The organism is Polystyrenella longa (genome assembly GCF_007750395.1).
Lineage (GTDB): Bacteria > Planctomycetota > Planctomycetia > Planctomycetales > Planctomycetaceae > Polystyrenella > Polystyrenella longa.
The window spans coordinates 3,193,263-3,218,282 of record NZ_CP036281.1 but is presented as its reverse complement, the minus strand read 5'-3'; the positions used below and the strand labels follow the sequence as shown (position 1 = coordinate 3,218,282).

Genomic DNA, 25,020 nt, shown 5'->3' with positions numbered 1-25,020 from the left:
ATTCTCATTAAGATCTGAGACCTCACTCCCCAAACTTGAGCCAGTTGGAATGCTAGAAGCAGTTTAGCCTTGTTGAAAAAAAATCATAGAACGTATTTTGTGGGCTAACGCCGCAAGGCGTAGGCCAGTACTCGGAGCCCAGCTTCCACAAACAGGGCTTTCTCTGATCGAGCAGTCAAGGCGGAGCCTGTCGTTCGCTTCAAGCCATTCATGAAGGATTTCACGATCCAGTGTTTTCAATAACTTTTTTACCGTAACGGCATTCATATAGAGTCAGCATTTGCAGGCGTTAGTATCGACTGTCAGCGAAAGAACAAGTATCCCTGACAGATATCACGAAATTCGAACAGAGTATAAGCGCACTGAACCGTCGGTGAGTCTTACAATTGCGGCGGACTATGTGACCGAGCAGGGTCGTCATGTGAGTCGATGGTGTTAAACGCCTGAGATAACTTAGGGTGAATAGCTTCGCAGTCGATGAAGCAAGCAGCGAAAAACTTTGCTTTTAGCACTTTATAACCTAGACCGTGTCAGTCGAGCACAGTTCCGGCAAGCGATCTACTCGCCAGTGAATTCAGCGAACAGTCGCGCGTGTTCCTCCAGAAACCTCACTGGATTCTTGTTGAATGGGATCAGTTTTTCTGCGTAACGAACTGGATGCATCAATGTTGAAATCAGTTCGGCTTCACCAAGTTGCTCAGTTAGCCAGTTTTCGAGTCGACTGGTAAGCCACTCAAGTTGGGTTAGCGACGGTGCCGTTTCCAGTTGAGTGAGTTTGAGCAGTGTGCGACCCATAATGTCTCCAAGTTGTTCCTCAACCTTAGTGTCTGCTGCCGCAGTAAGAAATGCAGCTACATAAGCCTGCAGTGCATTGAACCGTGACTCTCGATTTCCAATCCAATTGTGGTCAAATGCTGCCATATAAAGGTCGATCAACTGTTCCTTCAGCTCGTACTTCTGCAAATGATCTTGAGCGGTAAGAAAAATCGACTCAGCTCGTTTTTCAGACTTTCGTTCAAGCAATGTTTTGAATAACTGCTTCAGTATAATGCCGCGATCCTCCGTCGATAGCTTTCCTTTCAGCAATTCATCCAGTTCCCGAATTGTTCTCTTTTGGTCACCGTGTCTTCTTTCGAATTTTGCATAGCCCGAACGGCAGTATACAATCTCATCCTCATCACCAACATTCTCAGATGACTGAACCGCGATCTGCCAATGTTCTCGGGCATCGTCTAGCTGATTCGTTTCCTCGCAAAGTTCAGCAAGTGTTGAGTGAAATTCCGACAGGAGGAATACATCGTCTACCAAATCTATATTATGGGAAAGAACTTTATGTGCCTTGCGAAAGTCGCCGAGTAGTCGGAGTAATTGCGAAAGATTGAAAGCGATCTGTGCTTTCCATTCGACCACGTCTCGGGCGTCACATTCCGATAGTGCCTTTTCATACAGCTTAACTGCTGTCTTTTTTCTACCACGCGTCCATGATAGATTTGCAATGGCCTCGCATGCCCGCACGTACTCGGACCACAATTCCATTCGAAGTGAACGAGCACGACATTCTTTAAATAGAACGGTGGCCTCATCGAACTCTTGTGTGTTCACAAGAGTCAACGCCCGCCCGTGATCGATCTGGATAACGGAAGCTTCATCGCCCGACTCGGCAGCCACAATTCTGGCTTTTTTAAAAACGCGGAGGGCTGCGTTAGTGTCTCCTAGTCGAAGGTGACATTCAGCAAGATTTTGTAATGACTTAACCACCAACCAAGGTAGTTTTTGTTTTCGTGCAAGTTCTGAAACGCGTTTGTGATGCTGTAAGGCTTCTCTACCTCGACTTAGGGCTTGTAGACAAACGCCTTTTTGGTTGATTGCGGCAAGTTCAATCTCTACGCTGCTATGTCGTTTCGCGACTCTGACGATCGAGTCCAATATCTCAATGGCATCTTCAAACTGGCCAGATAAATCCCAATACAAGGTGTAGAGTAATTCGTATGCTTCAAGAAGCGTTTCCACCAACTCTTTTTCATCCTCGCAACAAACGATACACTTGTGAAGTGCGTCTGTCGCTGCAGAAATGTCATTTGGCACGCAAATCTGGGCAAGTTTAAACCAGAGGGCTGCCGTAGCAGTTTTGTTCTTTCGGCGAGCTTCTTTAGTAATCATTTCTTTCAGCGTCTTGAGATCCGCTTCGATAAAGTTACCATCCTGAATGGGACGACTTTTGTCAACGAGTCCGCGAATCAACCAATGCTCTGCTTTTCTCTTGCGAGCAAGTCGAGTCAACGCCTGGAAGTGTCGAGAGCCGTCTTCGTAGTCACCGAGTCGTGTATTTGCAGCCCACAAGCCGTGATGTGCCGTCATTACAAACTCAAATAATTCTGTTTTCGTTGCAAGCTCAAGTAATTCTTCCATACGCAACTTGGCTTCATCCAGTTTGCCCATGCTGTAAAGAACGCGGGAAATACCTTCAGTAGCACGCACAAGTAGCTCGTCAAATCCTTCCTTGTATGCCAATCTCTTGGCTTTCTTGAACACGCGGAGTGCTTCGCTTCGCTTGCCAGCTTCGAAAAGCGTATTCCCCTTATTATTCAGTAGCAGCGTTTCCAAGTGTGCGAGCTGAAGATTTTGCGTTATCGCTTCAGCTTCATCATAGTACCGAATTGCCGAGTCAAAATCGCCTAACTCCGCGAATGCTTGTGCCAGAACTTGTGTCGATCCTGCAATTCCAATTTCGTCATTGCACTTCTTTTTCAGCTTAATGGATTCACGCAGCAACTCGATCCCTCTTTCGGGCTCGATCTCAACTTCGATTTGTCCCATGTTCCCGGCGACGTGGGATGCAAGCATCGTCAATTCGTGTCTCTTCGCGTGATCTCGCGTACGCTCATAGAACCTTATCGCCGACTCAATATCACCTTGTTTGTGGTAGTTCGTGCCGATATTCAGTAGTGCAAGACCAACGGACTCCGGATCTTTACGTCTTACTGCTATTCTTCGTAGTTTTTCAAATTGGGCACGAGCTTCTCCAAACTGACATGATGCAGATAGGCAATGCCCGAACGCATGAAAGAACTTCATTCGCGTTTCGGGCTGCATTTTTCTAAGTAAATTATTATTCAGCGCATTCAAAATGCTGATGCAAAATGGCATCCAGCGATCTGATTCAGTCGCCAATGTGGCATCTGCGACCAACAAAACTGCGTCGTCAATACGCTCTTGTTTGATGTAGAGAAGCGATAAGAACAGAGCGCAGTCAACATGGTCCTGAAGTTCTTCAAGTCGAATGACCCAACGTGACTCCAGTTTGGCAAGCTCATCTGTAAAACTTGCTACAACGTGCTTTGGAGAATCGACGAGACCATCTGCATTGATCAATTTGAGCTGTTTGAGACGCCGAATATGTTTGGGCCAGTCAATGTCTGGGAAAAGGCCTTTTAGGTGACTAGCTGTCATTGGAATCGGAGCCGCAATGATTATACCGAGTGCTTCTCTCGCTGCGGCGGTCAATACGGTCATACCGACCTTTTGAGATCGATCGATTTTCCTCTTCCTGATAAATCTTGTATCGAGTTTCGTCTTCAGAGCCTGCGCAATCTCCTTAGGAGTAAAGTCGTCTGCTCCGAGGTAGTTGTGGTCATCAGTTAGGCCGATTTGACGCGTGTCGTCTATTCGAATCGGAAGGATGAAGTCATCCTCACGTTTTTTTGCCTCTCTTTTGGCTGTTTCAAATTCCCATTGAGTCCATTCTCGCTCTGTGTAGTGCTTTGAAATCATAGGCACTACATATGCTGAGTCTGGTCCGTAGATCTTCTCGTACTCAGTTCGATTTTTACCCCAAAGGTGCGCGTGGTGGTCCTGGTCGTAGAATACCTGAAGCCCAAGCGACTGCATGGCTCTCGCCACAGCTTCTACATAAGGTCGATCTTGCCCAGCAAATGATAGAGCAACGTCAAATCTGAATTCAGTTTTCTTCATTTCCATTCAAAAAATAAAGAATACTAGACGGGCAGTATTCTGTCCTATCGCTATTGTGGATTTGGGAATTCGCCCGGGAGTCCTTAATAAGTAGGGAACCTCTGGTTGCTTCTGCATTAACGCTTCATTCAACGTGCAGTCAAAGTTGCGTGATTCACTTGCGGTACCTGCTCACGATTTTCAGAGAGTACCTTGAGCAACTCCTTTATTCTCATTTCAGATTTGCCTCATCGGTTACTGGCTAACGTTTGAAATCACCACTTTACCGCCAGTGACGTTGATTTCAAATTCCGCCCGGTCGACAACTCCAGTGCATTGTTTCGTTATGTCGCTGCTCAACGTGCCTTGGAAAGTTCGTACTCCAAGTGTCGCAGGGTCTCGCAAGCATACGACCGCTGCTGCAATGATTGTTCAAGCCTGCTTTGTTCGTCCCAACTCGTGCGACCTTCATCCGAGTAGAACAACCAAATATTGTGCAGGAAAGCAACAAAGCTTTCGAGCTTGGTATCCATATCACGGCACTCAAAGGGCGCATAAGGTAAATCTGTGATCTCGAAATAGATTTCGTTGATTCGCGATCGCTCGGCCTCCGTTGCGGCGAGAAAGTCAGTTTCCTGAGAGTCACTGTTGGCGAGTGCTAGCAAGTTGGCCTCAATAGTTGTTAGTGCCGATTTAAGCTCATAAATTCGGGGCAACACTTCGGAAAAATAAGCTTCCTTAGAAAGTGTGTGTGTCGATACGTGTTCCGTAAGGAAATCGTACTTGTCACTCCAATCAACAATGATGTTGTCGCCGACATTTTCGCCATCAAATCCCATTGGGCGGAATTCAGGCGCCAAGCTGTCATGGATCCAAATGCTGCGGCAAACGTGATTGCGTCGACTGTGGTCCTCGGCACTTGGATAGATATACGTCCAGACCACATACGCGTCCGTGTCACCCCATTGTCCTTCAACCATGTGGTTTCGATGGTATCTTCGTTTCTGGCCCTCGTCGGTAACTTGGCGAACGATCGCAGCAACTTCCGCCTTGCTCACGCTGCCGTTGAGCACAACCTCAAATGAATAGCGTTTCGCCGCACCATGGCTCGTGTCATCGGTTTTGAAGATTGTGTACCGATCAGTTGCAACCACCGGTGTGAGAAGGCTAGCAAGTGCTGTCTTTGACGCGGGACCAATTGTCTGTGTGGTCGGGACTGTGAACTTGAAGCCCTTGCCAGTTGAAACGGCGGTGTCGGAGTTTACAACCTGCCAGTAGATCGTTTTGGTATCGACGTCACCAAGACAGATCAGAACCGGTAGTGCGTGTTTGAGCCAATAGTCGACGTGCTTCTTGTCCGTCCGAAAGACATAACCATCATTACATGTTTCCGAGAGGTAGCTTGGGCCAGACTTTAGTTGGAGACCCAAGAGTTGACCGGTCGGCTTTTCCGTTACGATCAGCTCGGCGTGAGCATCGATCCCATAGTCACTCTCAGACTGCTCGCGGAATGCAAATCCAAGCGACTCAAACACGGCCATTGCAATGCCTGTGCCAATTCGTTCAGTGCGGTCACTGTCTTGGGCCTTCATGATTCAGCTCACCTTGCGACATAGCTTATTTTAACTTGCACGGACTTGTTCTGAAATATTGCTTAAGGGATAGTATATCACACATAGATACTGTATGTGATACATAGCATGAGTAACTTTTCAATGCGTACCCTATCTGTAGTAGCGCAGTTACAGTAATTCTACGCAGATATAACAAACAGGATGAAACTCATTGAGTATTCGGAACATTATCCACATCTTAGCCCAGTTCATAGTTCTCCCTCCCTCAATTCTTTAATCAGTAAGAATTTGGAAGACAAATGAATTGTTTATTCCGACATTTGGATGAAATATTGGGACCTGTAATGTTCGCATCAACTATTGTCGCATACCCCTACTTAAAATGAACACACTTATGCGAAAATCGATCTTTAATCACCATTTATTTGGACAAAATTGGATAAGTTCCATCCGCCAATCAAAACAAATGGTGCCCATAAATAAGTGTGGGGCATCAGTGCTCGACAATGGATACTAGCTTCCCGGATTGCGCTGGCAGCATTTCCGCTATTGTGCAACTTTTCGTAAAACAATTCCGTGAATACTGTTGCGGCGAGACCATGAATCGGCCAGTTGGTCAATATGGTACCGTATAAACCAGCACGATCATAATCCACCAGCGATCCCTGCATTTCCGTTCCGACTGCATCTCCGAATCCTGTCAGACATGCAGCAGTAAAGAGAAAACCAGGAAATTTACCTGACTTCGAGTATTTGTCCGATGAGAGGACTTCGTCATTGGTGAAAACTGGGCCAGATGATTTCACGTCTCCTGTCCAACGACCGTGGCCCCGAAAATGACAAAATCGCCCAACATCTAACGAATCAACCATTTCCTGAACAGTGGCTTCTTTTTCTCGAATTTGCGTGGCTGACATCATATTTGTTATAGCTGTAATCTCTTCGTTTCCACCTCGACTTGCATTCACTTCCTCATCGGGAGCAAACCAGTAAATTTTCTTTGAGTCTTCACGTTGGCGGCTCTGCCGTTCTGCAATTCTGACAATCTCCATTGAGGAAGTCACGAGTGAAAGATCCCAAGGCTCATCAATGATCGGTCCATGTTTACCGATAAGAGATGAATAGGGTGTCCGTGCAAATAGAGGATCAACGCTGAGAATAACATGTTCCACTCCCAGACTACGAAATTCGTCCAATATTTCATCAGGAAAAAAGACTTCGCCCAATTGTCTGAATTCGTCTGCGAACTCGTCGTTCCATTGCTCCAGTTGTTTGCGAGTATTCGTATCGGCCTTCATTGGATCATCAGGAAGAACCATGCTACAGCGTTGCCCATGCGAAACTATGTTCTCAAGAAGGCTCTGGCAAGTACTGACGATTCTGTCGCCACGCTCTTTTCCACGGAGCCTGGGAGACATTGACCCATCTGGCGGGTCGCCGAGACAGGTATGGTATCCCCCGAAATATTTTTTCTGAGGTATGACGTATGCCATTACTAGTTCGTTGTCGTGAATAGAAAACTGGTCTAACAACGCTATCGTTCGTCCTTCGGACAACTGTTCCACTGCTTCAATTACGAGCTCGAGATGTGGATATGGAACACCTTCGGAAATCCCTTCCTTGAATTCATCGTCGCGTCCGGCAAGTACAGCATGCGGTACAGAGTTTTGGACAAGACGAATCCGTCCCTTCATTACGGCCAAAGTGGCCAGCATCTCATTCGGACTCTCTTCCAGCATCGCAATTTCACATCGAGTGGTCGCAAGATTGATCATTTGCTCAGAGAGGTCAGCGAGTCGGTCTTCCTCGTTGCACAATGTCTGCCAGACCTGAGTACCTGCTGCCATTGCAATGTCTGACATTTCCCCTGCCTTTTCGAGCCATTGGTCGTTTTCTTCAGGCCGTTCTAACCCGAATGTCAAAAATGCGCGTGAGAGATCGTCAGCCACGCGCCAAGTTCCCATATCATCTAGGGAGGTGCTATAAAGAATCAGAGCCTGCATCAAACTGGAGACACCTTCCTCGGTCCGATCGAGCTTGCGATACGTGTTTCCAGTGGCGTGAAGGACGTCACTGATTTTGTCGTCTCGACCAGCAAGTTCATAGCTGTAGGCAGCTAGCTTAAAGCTATGTATCGCATCTTCCTCTTGGCTATCGAGATTCTGACAAATTCCAAGATTAAAGGCGGCATTTCCTCGAATCAACGGGGTACTGGGTCCAGATGCGTCGATTGCACGCTTAAAATACTCAGCAGCGGTTACTGTATCTTCATCTCGAACAAGAAAAATATTTCCTATCACAAGTTCGCGATTGGAATTAATCAATTCCGCTGCTGGTCCTAATACCAGCCCCGTCGGCTTGCAGAGTTTTGCAAGCGCGAGACTTTCGTCGTACTTCCGTTCTTCATAGAGTAAACCTGCCTCCTCAACAGAGATAAGACAAGCAGCTGCGGCACGAGAGTCCAGTCCTTCCGAAACCAGTCCATGAGTAAGCGATTCGAGGTCTTTGAGTTCTTGCCAAGGGTTAGCTACTGCACCAGCCCATCGACGGCTTTGAAATGAACTGAATGACTGTAGCCACTGATCGAATGCGGGGCCCATCAGATGCTCCTAATAAGCCTATCGTAACACGGGATGGTTTCAACAACAGCAAGGACATTCACTATAACCAAGCAAGTGATTATATCAAAAACAGAATTCTATTTCCCAATGTAGGCGATCGTAGGGTACTTCAACAATCCCTCATGATGTATTTGAAGACTCCAGAGTACGAGAGGGGTTCGCGACGACTCTTCGGAAATTCCGGCGTCAGACGTCATCAGTATGAGTCCACCCATCTTGGACTATCCAAGTGTAGGACCGAAGTATGCAACGTCTACTACATCTACTTGCAGAATTCCAGGTACGCCCTTAGCAGCCCGTTGAAAACATCGCTATCCGCTGGGATGTCGGTAAATAGTGACGGTGGTTTTCATGGGCGGTTTTTATCAGCCGATTGTTGGTCCGGACCGATCTGAGCCGCGATGAAGCTCCGGGCAAACCGCAAAGCCACTCAATAACGGCTATATAAAGTCCAAACAACCCCCAAACCGCCCCCTGCAGACCCAGTGGGCTGCCCGTTCCGAACAGCGACCGCATCAAGGTCCCCAGGTTTCGACTCGCTGCCTGCAGTAGATAGCGTTTATTGATCTTCTCCATGCCGCGTAACCAGGTTCGCCTGGCTCCGCCCGTCTCGCACGTGTGGGCGAAACTCCGTTCCACCTTTTCGCTGCGTTGCCGCTGCAATCGCTTGCCTTTGCTGCGTCTCATACGTTGCCGGTTATTGGTCATGGACCGTTCGTATTCCTCTGGTTTGTCGGCCCAGACCCGTTCGTACTTTAACTCCAGTTCCGGGATATAAGTTCGCACACCGAACCCACTGCAATCGCTGATCGCTGCGTTCGAATGGTATCCCTTGTCCGCCGTCACCTCCTCAATGCTCTCTTCACTTCCCGCCAGAATCAGGTTGCCTTGTGCCGCGATCAGGCTGCCCAGCAACGATCCCGCGTCGCTGGCCGTCCCTTCCTGTACTGTCGCCGAGAGAATGATCTCATGCTCGAGATCGACGACGTGTTCGGCCTTGTAACCCAGGTGCGTGCGCCCATCCAGAATTCAAAAAGGTCAGAGTAGATATGAGTTGTTAGCCCACTTCTTCGGGCGAGTACCAAATACACTGAAGATCGTATTCTGGGAATGCAGTTCTGATTTCTGGAGTTGGGAACGGATCATTGAGACAGACAACCCAGTTGTCCGTGCCAACTCGAAGATGAGCAAGAGTGTATCGCTGGGCAACTTCCAACAGGCTGTACCCGTAGTAATCCACGTCCTTGATCAAACCGTCCGCGTCAACTCGTACCTTACGAAAATCGCCGGGCTGTCCTTTGGTGAAGTGAAAGATTGGCCATAGACTGCCAAGGTCGCCGTAGCGTGCAAACCGACGAGCCCGTTGGAATTGATCACTACGGGCAACGTCTTGGTCGCTGATGCAAAGCAATTCGATGCCAACCTTGCATAGGAAGCGACCGAAGACGAACAGCAATTTTGGAGTCATCACGAATCTAAAGTTAGTGCGTCGATCATCGAGTATCTCGTTAACGATTCTTAGATCGTCGATCTCAACTGAACTCGATCCATCCTCATGCGCAGTGAATCCTATTTTGTCGTCGTGCGCGGGGTGTGTTGATGGAAACACTCCCTTTTCACGATTCGGTTGCGAGAGATTGACAGAGGGCAACTTTCCTCGCTTCGTTTTGATGCCAAGGTATGCTCGCCAAAAGGCAAGTGACGTCTTCTGGAGGACAAGAGCTTCGAGTTTGCTGAAGTGGTTATTGCAGTCCGTGCAGACGTTGCCTGTGAGCACAAGATCGTCATTACCGAGTGATTCCGGAATCACGTGCTCGGCTGTGAATGGTTTATCGGATTGGCAAAACAAACAAAGCGTCTTAATTGTGGGCTCACCTTTGCAATCAACGATCCGCGACGAGCGATTGCCCATTTTGAATCGTTAGGATTCGCGGCTCTGGTGCATTTATTATTATGTCTCGTTTTTAGTTTCGGACGTTGCACGCACCCCTTCAGGCGATAACCTGTTTCGTATTTGTTTTGCGACAGATTTGACCGACCTGTACGAACGCCACCACAAAAAACCAAACGTCGCCCCTGCAAGATACCCAATAACGGTGACGATCACAAAAATAATGAAAACACGGTCCGACGTAATTGTTGTTGTGCCGAGCGCGATCGAGAAGGAAATGGCGACCGAAAGAACGAATATGGCAAGATTTAGAAACAATGAATCGGGCGAACCACGCTCCAACGTCTCCAATTCAGATTCGGAAACCTCAAAAATCGACAGCTTGTCGAGGCGCGCACGATGAATTGCTGGGCCAAGTGGCGCGGAGTCTTCGTTCGGAGCTGGGTCAAACATTGCTCCCCCTTACGACGCGAACTGAAGCCTGGACGGTGCCAGCGTAGCCGCCGAGGTCAATGACAACATGCCAGTGTCCAGCATGTGGAGACGCAATCCGAACTGGAGACTCTTTTGCCAAACCACCGTAGTAAGTATGCTGTTCGCCACGCTGGTATCGGCTGTAGTTTCCCTCGTCCAGTACACGTACATTCGCCTGCTTGTCGAGGGTCACCTCGACAACGTCACCCGTGGATAGATCTACTTCGTAATGGAGGAAATTCATTTACAGACTTATAGACATAACTTGTTATTATCTTGCACAGACTTGCTCTCGTTTGATTTTCGAAGGACATCATGTCACCCACAGAATCAGTACACGATACGACGCGTGGATTGCCAGCCAAAATTGTATTTCGAAGCAGTTCTTTACTTAGAGCAATATCGCACAGATGTGAAAAAATGAAAATCGCAACAACGCATGAACCGTAAAAGACGTTTTTGAAACAAGATCAGAAGTGGTTTTGTTGTGCGACAGAATATTACACTTAAATATATAAATTACACAGCATTTTATACAGACTTATTTATCTAAAACCATTTATTTTATTTCGCTAAAGAGTACTGCCCATGTTTCAATCTCACTTATATTAGGTGATTATTGATTCAGGCTGTCGACTGCTAAGTAGCAATTTCGGAGTCGCCAGCTTCTGAAACTGCGGCAAGCCATACAGTTTTTGTCCCCGATGAAAGTCTTTCACGAATTTGGATTTCTGAAGTCCTCGTTTGCTGTCACCAAACCGATACCTTTTTTGTACTGCTCTTCGTAATGGAAGTTACGTCCGAACCAGGTGAGGATTTTGCCATCCGCATCAGGATAGCCTTACACTAAATGCCCCCGTGGCAATCCCTTAGCACTAGTGGGTAAATCTCAGCAACGGTAGTTAATCATGGCTTCCTGGGTCATAGACGGTCGCGGACGGACATGTTTCGCCGCTGCCTGCGACATCTCGGCCACGCCGGTGATGAACTGGTCATCGAGCTTTACAAGTGCCCGGGTGTGTTCATTCTCGGAATCCTTGAGGGGATGTTGAAAAGAGCGGAGTCGTCTTCCTCAATGAATTCTGGTGCCGCTTTGATGGAATTTCGAGCGGGCGTCCTTCCACCAATGTCTGCAAGTCCTGAGCGATCTTCTTGAACTCCTTTCCCTTCTGCTTGTCCCCACTCGGTTGGCGATTGTGTTTCATAAAGTACTTCAAGTGCAGCAGATTACCACGAACTGTGCAACCATATTGAAAACAACGAAAGTGAGCGTAAAGCAGGAAAATACTCTCTCTGATTGAGTCGAAATGATTTATCATTAGATATCTTGATTCCTATCGCTCATGCTGCTCCAGCAGTCCAAAGATGGAATTGTGCAGTCGCAACTCCCCGGCTCGGCCTTTGTTGATCAGACTTCTAAAATACCCTGCTGGTTTGGTAACCGGATTCACACTTCGCTTATTCGCTTGATCCGTTAGCAAAACGCAGAGAGCAGCTCCCGTCCGGCCCAGTAGTTCACACGCCTCTCCCCAACTCTGCTGGCTAATCGAGAGGTCTTCGCGAACTCGATAAGCGGCTTCCGTCACATCCTGCCAATCCATCGCCCCTGCTTTCAACGGTAAGTAGGCCTTGAACCGATCACTCGCAGTCCCGAGCACCTGGCTCAAACTGATATGCTGCAAACCTGTCGCTGAAATGATATCTTGAGGTGACGAGGGTTCCCCCTCGCTTTTCTGAAAGCCAAGGTCTTCAGGACTACAGTTATTTATTAACTGAGTGGAGTAATTGTAGTGAGCGAACTTACTGACGTTCTGGGATGAACCTTTAGACGCTATTTTCTCCGCTGACGTCTCCTGAGCAGGGTTTGTATCTTCAGCCCCTACTCCCATCGCAGTCATGATCTCTTCGTGCAATGATTGATGCCGCAATAACAGCGACCGCAGCGTTTCCAAATCCAAATACGTGCGAAGTTGAACGGCAATGGTCTCGTAGCGTGCATTGAAGGCGTGAAGTTCATGCTCGGAAGCCCCCTCCTCCAAACTCCATTCCGCTAACAAACTCCGAATCTGTCGACGGCACGCCGAGATTTGACGTTTTGTTTCAAGCCAGGCTTGGTCACGCAATTGTTTTTCGTGGAGCTTCTGTTCCAGTTCTTCACGAAGGAAGGCGAGAGGAGTCAAATCGATCCCATAGGCGTAAACGATCCGGCCTGTGGTCCGATCACGTTGCCCAAATCGTCGATGATTGCCACTGTCATTCCAGGTGATGGCTCCCACCGTAAATAATTGCTGCTCCAGTTTCTGAATCTGGCGTTCCGATACACCCATGTCGAGCGCGGTACGGGATAAGGATTGATAAACAATCGGACGACTCCCCTCCTCCCAGTCGATTTCACGGGTGTAGGCCATGTAATAATCGAGTAGCTGGATCATGCGTGGCGAGAAACCGGCAAGCTTGCCGACTTTCTTAACCAGCAGCAAGAGATCGTAACGACTGGTTCCCTCTGCTAATCCTCTGAAGTGGTCGCACTGTGCGAGTGAGTGCCGATAGCGGTCCGAAGCAATGCGTCCTCCTCCTTGACTTAAAGTAAATGGAATCGTTTGTGTAGAAATATGTTGCATAACATTGAACTGGCGACCCTTCCATAACCTCTGGCTGCACGGAACGTGCGGCGAAAAAAAGTGTGCAGAAACCTGTTGCAAACTCATTAATGTTTGCAATTCGGTTTGAACAGCGCTAGAGTGAAATTGCACAATCACCGAGCCTGGCTCAAATCTACACAAAGCCGCCTTATTACCAAGGCGGCTTTTTTCTTGTCAGCTTCTTTCGGGCAGCTCCTCCTTAAGTTTAGTGTTGAATTGAGCAAGCCTGGAATCGTCTGCTTGATAAGATTAGCAGGCCACGATTCGGCCCACGGTGAAATCACTGTACACGACTTTTGCACATCTTTCGATAAAATAATGGGTGTGCATGCTGCGACATCGTGCAGTGAACAGTTCACTGGCCCTCCTGCACGCTCTCAGACAAAACCACCCTCTTCCCTGCTTAACTCTCAGTGACACGTCCATGTCGACCCTGTACGTTGCACGGCGAACGCGGACATGTTCACCCTGTCCCCTGAGATAGCCGTGCCCGTAGCGCTGAACAAGTTCACCCTGGGTGGTGTCCATGTTGCAACATGGACAGCGGACAGTGGGCTGTGCACGGCCTGTATCATCTTCTGCAAATCAAGCGGGAGTAGGGAAGACAGCCATTCACACCGAGGTGCACTTGGTGCGACATGGACAGTGAACGTGTCCCATGACCGGGAGTAGGGAGTTCCCATAGGACTGACAGGGAACACACATGGGCATGCCCAACCCTGTCCGAAAGAAACAGCAACTACACAGAGACGTCGCTCACAAAGTGTTTGCGATGAACAATGTTTTCGTAGTAGGGTGGACTCTGGTTTAACTGAACATGAACGGTCGACGTGACAAACACCAAATATTCCATCTCTGCCGCCAGTCGCATTATTGGCAAGAGTCGAGCCACCGTCTCCCGGCACATGTCGGCTGGCAAACTGTCTTTTGCACTTGATCATGATGGAAACAAGGTTATTGAAGCCTCCGAGTTAATCCGTGCTTATGGCGATGCGTGTAATTTCGACCGCGAAGAGCGGAAAGGGGCTCCCGCCACTCCGAAACCAAACGACGTCACCGACGATAGCCTGGCCACGATCAAGAAAATGCAAGAACAACTGACCCGGCAGTATGTTTCGCAGATCGAACATCTGCAGCAAGCACTCGACAAAGCCCAGGAGGGACAAAACCGAGTGACCCTACTGCTCGAACAACGCACGGGAGAGACGTCCGACTGGCAAACGTCACTCGAAACCATGAGCCAGAAAATCGCAAAGCAGACCCAAGCTCAAATCGAGGAAATACAGACTCACCACAACAAAGAACTCAATCAACTCAAACGGGCGTTGCACAATGAGCGACAAAAGTCGGTATGGAAGCGGCTCTTTGGCTAAATTCCCGAGGCCATCAGCAGAACCCGGAGGAGGGACCAAACATGAACTATGATCGCCGCTCGGAACTGGAGGAGTTCAAACGCGTGAACTTAAGCATCATCGCCAGTTCTTACGGGTATGAAATCAACCGTAAGAAGTCCACACGACATTCGGTGCTGATGGCAAACGGTGCGGACAAAATCATCATTTCCCAGAATGGAGATCACTATATCTTCTGTAGCGTGCATAATCTGGGAAGCGGAACGGCGATTGACTTCATTCAGACCGTGATTGAGCCAGGTTGTTCTCTGGGCCGTGTGCGGCAATTGCTCCGTCCTTTCCTGAACCAAAGCTACCTCACTACGATCCAGCAATCTTATACTGGTAAGTACGCGGCAGAGATTCGTCCCAGTGAAACCGATTTGATTGCAGTGGCCGCCCGGTACTCCAAGTTTGATCCTATCGCCCAACCACACTCCTATTTGTGTCATGAGCGAGGAATTCCTTTTGAGTTGCTCCAAAGCCCACGACTGCGGGACCAGATACGCCATTCCCCTAAAGGAGGATCGATTGCTTTTCCCCATTGGGGCTACGAAGCGGGAAAAGAGAAGAGTGAACGCTGTTTAGTCGGGTATGAAATCAAGGGACCCAATGTGAACATGTTTAGTAAAGGGGGCCGTAAGGCCCTCTGGATGTCGACGGCACTTAAAGGTGATCATACCCTGGCGGTGGCCGAAAGTGGGCTAGACGCTCTTTCCTATTTAGCCCTGCAGGGAACAGAAGGAACCCGAGTCGCTTCGATTAGTGGGAAAATGAATCCAGAACAACCGAAACTACTCCGAATGGCCATAGAACGGATGACAGAGAACTCCCACATAATCGCCGCCTTTGATAATGATCCAGGAGGGGATGAGCTCACGGAGCGACTGCAGGTAATTGTTTCTAAGACGGGACGTCGTGATTTAGAATTCAAAGACGTTCGTCCTCCAGCACGAGGCTCCGATTGGAATCAGGTACTCGTTCAAGACGCCTTGAAAGCTGGGCGAATTCAAACCACCGGTCCGTCGTTGGGGCTATAGGGAGGAGGGATGTCAGCAGCAGGTACGATTGCCTGTTCCGAAGCGGTAGTGGGCCGCTCGCCCAGTATCCAGTCCACTCCTCTCTGAGCCGCACCGGCTGCAGAGACAACCAAGCGTTTGTCTCCCTTAATGTTCTTTTTCCAGTTGTCGATATAAGCCGCAGATTGTTCAATCGTTGGCACGGAGATTCCTGCAGTCGCGTTGAGGAAAGCGGCTCCCATCTCGGCTACCAACTCTTCCTTGGAATAGTCGGGAGAGCCAAACGAGACTGACTGGCCTTGATTAAACCCGCGTGCCAGTCGCTTGAAATGGCCTGTTGAATGGACCAATTCATGGAAGAGGGTGGAATAATACTCTTCCGCTTCCGTGAACCGTTCGGGCGAAGGGATGCTCACTCTGTCCGAAGCGGGGTGATAGCAGGCTTTGGAACTGCCTGTGGAGATTTCAGGTCCATCAGCATAACCCGAGACAAGCTGTTCCGCTTGTTCAATCGGTGTAAAAATGTTTGCTTCTGCAGAACTCTCTGGCTCATCCGGTGGTTTAATTCCCTCACACTGTTCAACGTTGAAAACATTGTAATGACGTAGCACGGGCAAGGTAATTTTCTCGTTGGTTTCTTTCTCTTTACTCTGAACCAGTTTCCAAAACGTAACCAGAGAAGACTGCTCTCCTTTACGAACCGAGCCCCCTTTGGCTTTAGCTTGTCGGAAGGTGAGCCAGTAGTCTGAACCAAACCCTTGGTCCCAAGCCTGCATTGCCAGCAAAAATACGTTGATGCCTCGGTACTGTTTGTTATTGGTTAGATTCTTGGGCCATCCATTCCCCGTTCCCCGCCGAATGGGATTCTGCCAGGGAACCGTGCCTCGGTCCAGTAGGGCAAGGATTTGATCAGTGATCTCCTGATAGATATCCCGTCGGGCAGGCTTGGCTGATTTCTGCTTAACCATGATCACCCAAACTTCAGGCGATTGGTCACTTTTCTTTTATGCATCGGCTGTCCCTTGTTTGTTTACAACAACAGTAGGGACACAGCCCGTGAATAAAGTCAATCAGCATTTTCTGAGTGGAATGACCAAATCAGTGAGCATTTACACTATACTTTCTTGTTCATATTTTGCCGTCATCAGACATTCGCGATGAGTCAAAATCCTGCGTATACAGCTGAAGGCTTTACAAACGGTTCATTCCGTTCTAGCCCAACCTCTTTTGGGGCATACGTGACCTTCAATCGCATTAAACACTTGTATTTTGCAAGGTGGACACCAATGGCAAAACAGGCCAATTCGAAAGACGAAAATGAACCTCAGGCCGAGGAAATCAGTAACTTCATCAAAGCTCAGGATTGGCCCGCACTGCTTCGGCTTTCAATTATCCCGCACCCTCTTGAGAACCAGGCCGAGGAAGGACTTCAGGAAGTATTCCGAAGTGCTTCAGTTATTTCGATTTGGCAACGAATTTGGTTGTGCTTGTACATCAGTTATCACAGTGTGGTTTCGACCCCGACATGGCTACTGTTTGAAAAGCGTTGGACTTCAGAGCAACTTGACACGCTCAAAGTCCTTCCAAACGCCAGTATAATAGAACGAAGTCTTAATATTGACTTCGTTAGGCGTTCAGCGAAATCTCATCAAGATCGAGTTCTCAAGGCTGCTAGGTTTGTAATTATTGCGGCAGAACGCCTGGGCGATAAGCACTTGTCCACATTTGCTTCATTGGTTGAGGTGACTCATTGTGGTGTTCATGGCGACCTTCCGAGTGCAGTGGCTAGGCTCATCGAACTTCATGAGGATTTGTTAAAAAGTTCGCCCCACACACCCGTTATTAACGCGGGCACATTGGAAGTGTTAGCGGGAATTGCTCGGCCGTTTTTATCTGAATTAACCGATAAGGCGTCGATTGAATACGAAAGAAATAATAATTATGAGGAAGCTCGTCAGCTGCTATTGCTCGCAAATTTAGGGTGGAAGACCTTTGTAGACAAGGATTTACCAGAGGATGTTTTACAGCGATCACGAACTATGCAAGCCTACGCAATTCTTCTCTCGAAAAATGGTGATGCAGAAAAAGCAGACGCTTATCATGTGTTTGCCGTTCGAATGCTACGACAGCTTGTTGAAGATACCAAAGGAGGGTACCAAGTGGAGTACGCGAGCTCACTTCGCAATTACACAGGATTTCTCTTTGATATGGGCCAGCCAAGATTGGCGATTCATACTGCCGAGGAGGCAATTGAAATTGTTAAACCGCTTTATGCTCGCGATCCCATAAATTACTGCGATCTTCTCGCCGGGCTTTATAATAATCATGCTATGGCGTTGATTCAAATCGACCTCCCCGGGGAAGCCCTGTCTTCGTCTGCCAGTGCAGTCAGAATTCGAGAGAAAGAGTTTGAAACCCGCTTAAAGAAAGGAAGTGAAAAACTTGTATTGGCGATGGAGTTATATGCATCTGCATTAAATCACTGCCATCGCATGACAGAATCAAAAGATGTTTTCGAGAGTGCCATCGCAACAATTCAGGATGATGATCGGACTGAAAGTCATAAGAAACACCATTTACTTGCATCATTGTATCTCAATTATTCGGAAACTCTCGCTAAACTAGATGATTCTGAAGCTGCCAGACAGCATGCCGAAACGGCATGGATAATCTGCAGAGATATGTTTAGACAAGGGATAAGCCACTCACCTTCACTGCGAATGAAAGCGAGTGAAATCTTTGCTCGACGGCTGATTCCCACATTGTCTGCAGCAAGCACGGCAGAACAACTGGATATTGCAGAAGCGGCCCTGCGCATGGCCATTGAGGTATCAGAGGAGATTCGGGTAGGTACTAAGAGTCCTTCTGGTTTACAGGGTTTAGAATACAGCCTGTCGGATGTGTTCGATGGTCTCATTCAAGTCCTGCTTATACGTTTGGACCGTGGTCGATCAAAGGAGGACATCGCAAACGAAGTATTGAAATTTTCCGAAATGAGCCGTATGCGTTCGTTATCAAGTGTCCTTGCAAACGATTATTGCCAACTGGAAGGAGTAGTTGACGGCAAGCTTTTGGCTCAACTTCGGGATACCCAAGCCAATATCTCGGCAATGAATAATCGACTTTTCTATACGGATCACTTCCTGGAAAGTACTGACTTAAAAATCGAGGAGATGTCCAAGGTGACCGCTGACTTCTTGATTCTTGAAAAACCAGAACTACATCAACAGCGACATCAATATGAAAACGATCTGAAAGCAATTCAAAAAAGAATCGAAGAGCAAATTCCTGCTTTTGAAGTATTGAATGTATTTACTCCGCTCGAATTGAGTGAAATCCGAGAGATGCTACCCGATGAACAAACGGCTTTCCTCTATTTTCATATGGCTGATCGAGTAGCGGTTTGTGTGGTGGTGACCCACGCAACGGTCGAACTGATCGAATATCCTCAAACAACTCGTGAAGAAACGCAATCAATTCTCCGTGAGTGGGCGGCGGCCTACCAAAACTCATGTGATTCAGGTGGAAAGCTTAACTCAATGCGCTGGGGTCGACTAATGCGGCCTCTTCTGGACCGTCTCGGCAACCTGCTGTTTGACTCGGTTTACCCTAAGCTACCGAACTCCATCCAATCGTTGATCATCGTCCCTCATCGAGAATTGCACTCATTTCCCTTCCACATCTGTCCGGGGCGACAGCCGTACAAGTTTCTCTGCGATGAGTTTTCGATCCACTATGTCCCTAGCTTCTCGGTGCTAAGCCAGTGCCTTAAACGATCACGTGGACCTATGGAACGGATGCTCTCCGTGCGAAGAACGGCTGATCTTGAATTCCTTGAAATTGAGGAGAAGATGCTGACCGTTGCTTTTGGTACAAATGCAAAATATCTTGATTCTACCCCCGAAGTCGTACACCAGCTTAGAGCGGCATCCGCTGAGATAGATATTTTCCACCATTCGGGACATGGTTATTATGATCAAGACGATCCTTTAAACTCCAGCTTAGTCTTTTGGGAAAATGGTAACGTAAAGGTCACTTTCTCCGTTCAGGATGTTCTGGAGACCATCAAATTCCGAAATGCGACATTGGTCGTGTTGGCGTGCTGTGAAGGTGGTATTGTTCAGCCAGATGAAGTTGATGAACACTTTGGATTTCCCACTGCCTTCTTAGTTGCCGGAATGAAAGTCGGAGTGTTTGCCATGTGGCAGGTGGATGATTTAGCCACCGCAATTTTAGTTACTCGATTCTATGAACGCTTACTCAGTGGTTTGAGTCCTGCTCGTGCTTTGGATCAGACTCAAAGATGGATGCGTGGTGTCCCAGATGATCTGGCGGAGTGCCTTGAAGATGGCCCCGCAACTGCGGACTATGTTGAAAAGATGGGAATGTTTACTGGAATATCCGACCACAGTCTTCGAGCGGACTGCGAGAGCGTCTTGAAGCATTGGCGAGATTCTGAAACTCCCCCTTTCCAATCGCCTGTATTCTGGGCAGCATTCTTCACATCCGGTGTTTCACAATGAACTAAGAGTCAGATTTTATCTGAGCAGTTGACTAGGTACATGTTATGAGTGATTTTGAATCCAAACGCCCTTCCGCTGATGAAGCGAATAAACTGTCTGACAGGTTGTTTAATACCGATGAAGTGGGTCTAAGCATTGTTGAAAAGTGGCTTTCAGGGGTCGATGGCACGGGCGAGCAGCCCGGATGGTCGCCTAAAACCTGCGATGAGTTGTGGGAGGGGGAAGTAGGCCAACGTCCTATTGATTCAATTATCGAAGCTGCTCACGCCGTGGAAGCCGTCGATGTGGCCACAGAAGATGGTGAGCAGGAACTGTCTACCCGGATCAAAGCATTCTACGCTGCCGTTCTGAAGCATGCACCGAAAGAAATAAGTCACTCAGTTAACCCCAGGTTAAATAAGACGAGAAGGGGGAGTATTGCTGTTGATAAGAGTGACCCTGCCAAGCCGATCAAATTGTTGAGGGCTGAGAGAGAGGCTGTTCGTCAGGTTACTCATTTCGTGATTGCGGTGACTGCTCCGCCGAATGCACAGTGGGATCGCGTAGGTCGAAACAGGGCTCTTGAGGTACTCGTTGAGCAGCTTTGCCGTCTGAGTGACGAGGAGCGGATGACCGTATTGACGCGGATGTCAGAAGCTGATTTACGTGCAGCCGTTAAGATCATCCGTGATCGAAGTTACCATGCTGTCGTGTTTGGTTCACCCAATGCCATATTCTCCAACGAGGCGATCAATGCCTATCTTAATGGTCTTAAAAGCCAGAAATTGACGGACGATCAAAAGAAAGAGATTGTCGGTGTCTTCAAGTACCTCCATCGCTGCTATGGAATCGATTTATGGAGTGAGAAAATTGACACGTTCACCGATTTCAGGCATGCTGATAAAGATGATGTAATTTTACCTGAGAGGTTAAGACGTCAAGGATTGTCAGAAAAGAAATCAGTCCTAGCGGACGTGAGCATAAAAGAACTTTTGAACGCCGTTGCCAAAAGGGCTGAGGAAGTAGCTGAATATATCGATGAAATCGAAGACGTTGCGGCGAGATCACGACTGATTAGGGCTGCAAAAGTCTTCGGTCTGAAGGAAGATCAGATTAAGAAAGAAGAAATTAATCGGTGGTTGCTAGACCACAGAGGGAATGAGTTTGACGACTCCCAAAAAGTCATCCTTGCCGATGCGGTTAAGACCATCAAAAAATACTTGAAAGTGAAGCTGATTTGCAAGGATAATAAAGAGGAAGTGGCCTGTAGCTTACAGGCATTCAGAACAAATCCGTCTACGACTAGTGGTCTCAGCTTTCGGGTGTATCGTTCCTCGGGGGGGCAATTCAAATCAAGTAATCGACTACCAGAACTGAGGTTTGAGTGAATCAGTTTGCTCATTCATGTTTGGTAACTTCTGATGACAGAGTCTGGATGTACTTGAGTATTTTGCCGGAGGTATCAACAAGTAGGTGACGTCTTTAATCGTCACCATATCACTTACTCATTGCTTCCTCCTGTATCAGAGCCTTCTAACTTCCGACCTACACTCACTCTGCTTTTATCTATCTGCAAAGGCATTGCAGTCGCCGCCATACTTCGCCGTTGTATTCCTGCATTTTGATTGGAGGCCAGAGAAGCTTTAGGGAACGTCTCCCTTCACAGAGCGATCGTAAGTGTCACTGTTTTTAAGAAGCTGAAAGACTTGATGGTATTGAGCTAAGTCATGCTTTAGATGTCCAATCTCAAATAAGTCCAGTTTTTTTTAAACCAAAACAAGTATTTACTTGTGAGTACAAGTAAATACTTTTAGAATGGGGGAGTCTGGTCTAAAACCTATTTATTGATCCCGGAAATACTCATCAGTCTTGGATAGAGGGGAATTCATGTCAAACCCAGATAACCACGACTGCTTTCAGGGTATGGAGTCCAGAAAATTTATCATAAATGTTGAAGCAACATCGTCTTCCGATGAAAAGAGCTCGATGGTGAGTGACGGTAAACACATCGATTCTCTCATTCGGGTTATTGGGTTTTGGTATGAACGAGAAATGACTTCATCGCCAGAAGATCTTGAATAAACGACCAATTTCAACTCGCAGATCCGTCAAAGCCTTTTCAGTATCACGGAGAGGCTATGTCAATACGTGCTAAGAAAACAGCTTTTTGTGGGGGACTCGATACTTCCTATTCGAGATTCTCTGTTCTAACCCTGTCTCCACTTATCAGGATTATTAACGTGTCTGAAAACCACTTTCTGAATTCAAATCCTTGGGCAAGTTCGGCCCCTGACGAACCGGCCATGCGTCAAAAGAAATCTGATCAAGAAAACCGTTTGATCAAAGAAGGGTCACCAGCCGCTCCGTTAAGCCCCACTGGACCATCCCCAGAAATCGAGTCGATTGATTTCGACAAACTAACGTCTGCTTTATCCGAAGATCCTCCTCATTTTCCAACCCCTACCGCCGAGAGCCTCTCTGGCTTCGCCAACGAACAAGAAGTCTCCAATTGGGCGACTTCTTCTGCCATGAGTGACCCGAAGCTCTCACGTTGGCGATCTCTGGCTAAAGGAGCTATCGAAGAAATCTCCCTGCAAAAGCAGCGACTGCAAACACGGCGATCTCGACTGAACAGCAAACTGGAGAACGAGCCCGATGAGATCACGGTTCCGGTCAAACTCGATGAGTTCAATTTAGGGGGACCGGTCCTGTTTACCAGAAATCGCTCCTTCATCTTAGTCGGCGTTCTGGCTGCCCTTTCGGTCGCCAGCATTCTGCTCGGGTTCGAATTTATTTTCGAAAAAGAGGTAGCCCTCCAGTCTGACTGGGGCTTCGCACAATCGGAGTGGGGGGCTCGGGGCCTGGTGTTTGCAATTAGCTTCGGTTCCTTCTTTGCCCTCAGCTTCTGGATGTATGCAGAAAAATTCGATGTCCACTGGGCCGTACGCCTCGTCAGTCGCACCGGAGCCAAACTCTCGGTGATTGGAGTAACCGTGATTGGATTCGCCTTGGGAAGCACTCATGTCGAGGAAGGAGCTCGGTTCGGCTGGCCAATGTTGATCGTACCAATCTCGGCGGGGACGCTCATCTGTGCAGCGATGGGAGCGAAAGAGCTAGCCGTCTGGATAGGCAAGCTGGCGTTCCCGATGCGGAAGAAAAAGAACCCCGCTTTGGAACTTATGGCCGCAGAGCTGAATGTTATTGACAAACCGTTGGGCAAATTCATTCTGCAGCAGTCGAACGCACTGGAGCTTTCTAAACGGACAGAGACTGTAACCCAGGAGTATGAGAGCCGCGTTCTCGCTCATTGGCGATCACTTAAGAAGTACGAGAAAGTCCAGTCGCAATCACGAGACGCTGCTCGCAGCAAAGCCCTCGCTGACGTAGAGGCCACCCTGGCCCAACAAGCTTTTGAGGAACTGAAACAGCCTGAATAACAGCTTCGTAATTCGCTAAACGACGACCAGCAACTCACCGAACCCCCTTTTTTACTTGAGGACAGAATTATGCTACTTCGACGCATTCTTTCACGATCCATCGTCTCGACGCTTCTACTTTTAACGGGATGTGCGACGGAATCCATCGCACCAAACCCTACCGAGGAAATCTTTCTGGGATTACCGATGGGGGTGCCAATAGAACTGGGGCACTCCATTCGAACTAACCTGCTCAGCACGATGGAATCGGCTCCTGTGGGAACGCCGATGACGTTCTTCCTGACAGAAAACCAAGAGTCTTTGGGCTCTATCACGATTCCTGCCGGGTCCCCAGCCTACCGCAAACGACTGATTAAGGAGCAACTCACTAAAGTCTTTGAACGGCTCGACCCAGAATTATCGGGAGGCTCAAAAGAGATCGATCTGATTTCCATCCCTGCCACCATTCGCAAATTTCGAAAATCCAAACTTAAACCGCGAGTGATCCTAATTGGGTCTCCATTAATTAAGGATCGAGAACAAGGACTCTCCCTGTCAGCAACACAAATGCCGTGTGAAGGCAGTGTCACTAATCCTGAAACGAGTTACGGGAAAATGGAAACGTTCCCGGAAGACACAACGATCAGTTGGCTCACGACCCGTGCCGATTACGGGAACGGTCCCAATCATCGAGCCCAGGTCGAACACTTTCTGCGGTATCTCATTCAAGAGAAGCAAGCTCAGTTCCTGCGGATTTCTTCTGATGCGGAGGCTGTGTTCAACAACCCGCAATCCCAGTGGGACGATAGTGTGACTCCACTCGATGAATGCACGGGGCTGAAAAAGGTGGATCAAGATCAGGCAAAAACAGTTCTCTTCGATGAGGATGGTGAAACTGAAATCGTGGAAATCAAACCTGATCTAACGATCAAAGTTCGCCAACCTGAACTGGAGTTCCTAGAAGAGAGTTCGGGCCGAGTCCTGTTTTTGCCCGACACCTCTGCTTCAGTTGCCTTTGACGCCCAAGGGAATAGCCAACCAGAAGTCTTTGAGAAAATCAAAGCTGATGTTTGCCAAAAAATAGACCAGATGCCGTTTGAAGAATTTGCAATCTGTGGCTTCGGAGGACAAGAAGACCTTTCCCCTCGTCTTTCGAAGTACCCCTCATCCATCATTTCCAATCTGCACTGGGCCCAAGCGACACGCGAGAACCGAGATCAAGCCATCGAATTCGTGAAAGAGTTAAAAGCGGGAGGAGGGACTCCCACTCTCGCCGCGCTGCAGGAAGCGGTGAGCTTGAACGGGCCGATGACTTGTTTGCTCTATTCGGATGGAATCCCGACTTTAGGCGAAGGTGGCCAGGGAGCCGTTTTGAAGCTCGGCCAAACGTTAACAGTACAGAAGATCAAAGTTCACTGCGTCGGTGTGGGAGGCCTTTCGGTTCACAACGAGGACTTTGACTGGAGCGGAGGGGAGTTCTTGACACGACTGGCTCAGAGTACCTCTGGGGAATACTTCGCTTTGGAGTAAGACAAGTAC

At 48.2% G+C, this 25,020-nt stretch carries 15 protein-coding genes; 6 read left to right on the top strand and 9 right to left on the bottom strand.

The features are described from left to right. Positions 1–558: 558 nt before the first annotated feature. The 8 genes from Pla110_RS12010 to repC all read right to left on the bottom strand — a co-directional run bounded on the left by Pla110_RS12010 (position 559) and on the right by repC (position 13,132). Complete coding sequence (locus Pla110_RS12010; RefSeq protein WP_197440158.1) at positions 559–3,972, bottom strand: tetratricopeptide repeat protein; 3,414 nt, start codon at positions 3,970–3,972, stop codon at positions 559–561. Positions 3,973–4,307: 335 nt separating this feature from the next. After that, positions 4,308–5,543 carry a DUF4365 domain-containing protein gene (locus Pla110_RS12005; RefSeq protein WP_144995997.1) on the bottom strand — a complete coding sequence of 412 codons (1,236 nt, stop codon included), beginning with the start codon at positions 5,541–5,543 and terminating at the stop codon, positions 4,308–4,310. A 392-nt stretch (positions 5,544–5,935) separates the two neighbouring features. Further along, the gene (locus tag Pla110_RS12000; RefSeq protein ID WP_144995996.1) at positions 5,936–8,125 is read right to left on the bottom strand and encodes a CHAT domain-containing protein; all 2,190 of its coding nucleotides are present in this window, start codon (positions 8,123–8,125) and stop codon (positions 5,936–5,938) included. Between the two features lie 309 nt (positions 8,126–8,434). After that, positions 8,435–9,154, bottom strand: a complete 720-nt coding sequence (locus Pla110_RS11995; RefSeq protein WP_261342450.1) for a transposase — start codon at positions 9,152–9,154, stop codon at positions 8,435–8,437. A gap of 49 nt (positions 9,155–9,203) precedes the next feature. Then, positions 9,204–9,995 (bottom strand): HNH endonuclease, encoded by a 792-nt coding sequence (locus Pla110_RS11990; RefSeq protein ID WP_197440157.1) that lies wholly within the window; start codon positions 9,993–9,995, stop codon positions 9,204–9,206. A gap of 102 nt (positions 9,996–10,097) precedes the next feature. Further along, positions 10,098–10,490, bottom strand: a complete 393-nt coding sequence (locus tag Pla110_RS11985; RefSeq protein ID WP_144995993.1) for a hypothetical protein — start codon at positions 10,488–10,490, stop codon at positions 10,098–10,100. Then, positions 10,483–10,755, bottom strand: a complete 273-nt coding sequence (locus Pla110_RS11980) for a DUF1883 domain-containing protein (protein WP_144995992.1) — start codon at positions 10,753–10,755, stop codon at positions 10,483–10,485. The genes Pla110_RS11985 and Pla110_RS11980 overlap by 8 nt, the downstream gene beginning before the upstream one ends. Positions 10,756–11,845: 1,090 nt before the next feature. Beyond that, positions 11,846–13,132, bottom strand: coding sequence for a plasmid replication protein RepC (repC, locus tag Pla110_RS11975; protein ID WP_197440156.1), 1,287 nt, complete (start codon positions 13,130–13,132; stop codon positions 11,846–11,848). Between the two features lie 851 nt (positions 13,133–13,983). Between repC and Pla110_RS11970 the strand changes: the two genes are divergently transcribed. Next, positions 13,984–14,526: a hypothetical protein gene (locus Pla110_RS11970; RefSeq protein WP_144995990.1), complete on the top strand. Its 543-nt coding sequence runs from the start codon at positions 13,984–13,986 to the stop codon at positions 14,524–14,526. A 41-nt stretch (positions 14,527–14,567) separates the two neighbouring features. Further along, positions 14,568–15,584, top strand: coding sequence for a toprim domain-containing protein (locus Pla110_RS11965; protein WP_197440155.1), 1,017 nt, complete (start codon positions 14,568–14,570; stop codon positions 15,582–15,584). Here Pla110_RS11965 and Pla110_RS11960 read toward each other — a convergent pair. Continuing rightward, positions 15,554–16,531 (bottom strand): ArdC family protein, encoded by a 978-nt coding sequence (locus tag Pla110_RS11960; protein ID WP_144995988.1) that lies wholly within the window; start codon positions 16,529–16,531, stop codon positions 15,554–15,556. The two genes, Pla110_RS11965 and Pla110_RS11960, sit on opposite strands and share 31 nt — an antisense overlap. A gap of 189 nt (positions 16,532–16,720) precedes the next feature. On the opposite strand from Pla110_RS11960, the gene Pla110_RS11955 reads away from it, so the two are divergent. The 4 genes from Pla110_RS11955 to Pla110_RS11940 all read left to right on the top strand — a co-directional run bounded on the left by Pla110_RS11955 (position 16,721) and on the right by Pla110_RS11940 (position 25,011). Further along, positions 16,721–20,086, top strand: coding sequence for a CHAT domain-containing protein (locus tag Pla110_RS11955; RefSeq protein ID WP_144995987.1), 3,366 nt, complete (start codon positions 16,721–16,723; stop codon positions 20,084–20,086). A 44-nt stretch (positions 20,087–20,130) separates the two neighbouring features. Next, positions 20,131–21,453, top strand: a complete 1,323-nt coding sequence (locus Pla110_RS11950) for a hypothetical protein (RefSeq protein WP_144995986.1) — start codon at positions 20,131–20,133, stop codon at positions 21,451–21,453. 852 nt (positions 21,454–22,305) lie between these two features. Beyond that, positions 22,306–23,502, top strand: a complete 1,197-nt coding sequence (locus Pla110_RS11945; protein ID WP_144995985.1) for a hypothetical protein — start codon at positions 22,306–22,308, stop codon at positions 23,500–23,502. Positions 23,503–23,571: 69 nt separating this feature from the next. Next, complete coding sequence (locus Pla110_RS11940; protein WP_144995984.1) at positions 23,572–25,011, top strand: vWA domain-containing protein; 1,440 nt, start codon at positions 23,572–23,574, stop codon at positions 25,009–25,011. The last annotated feature ends 9 nt before the right edge of the window (positions 25,012–25,020 follow it).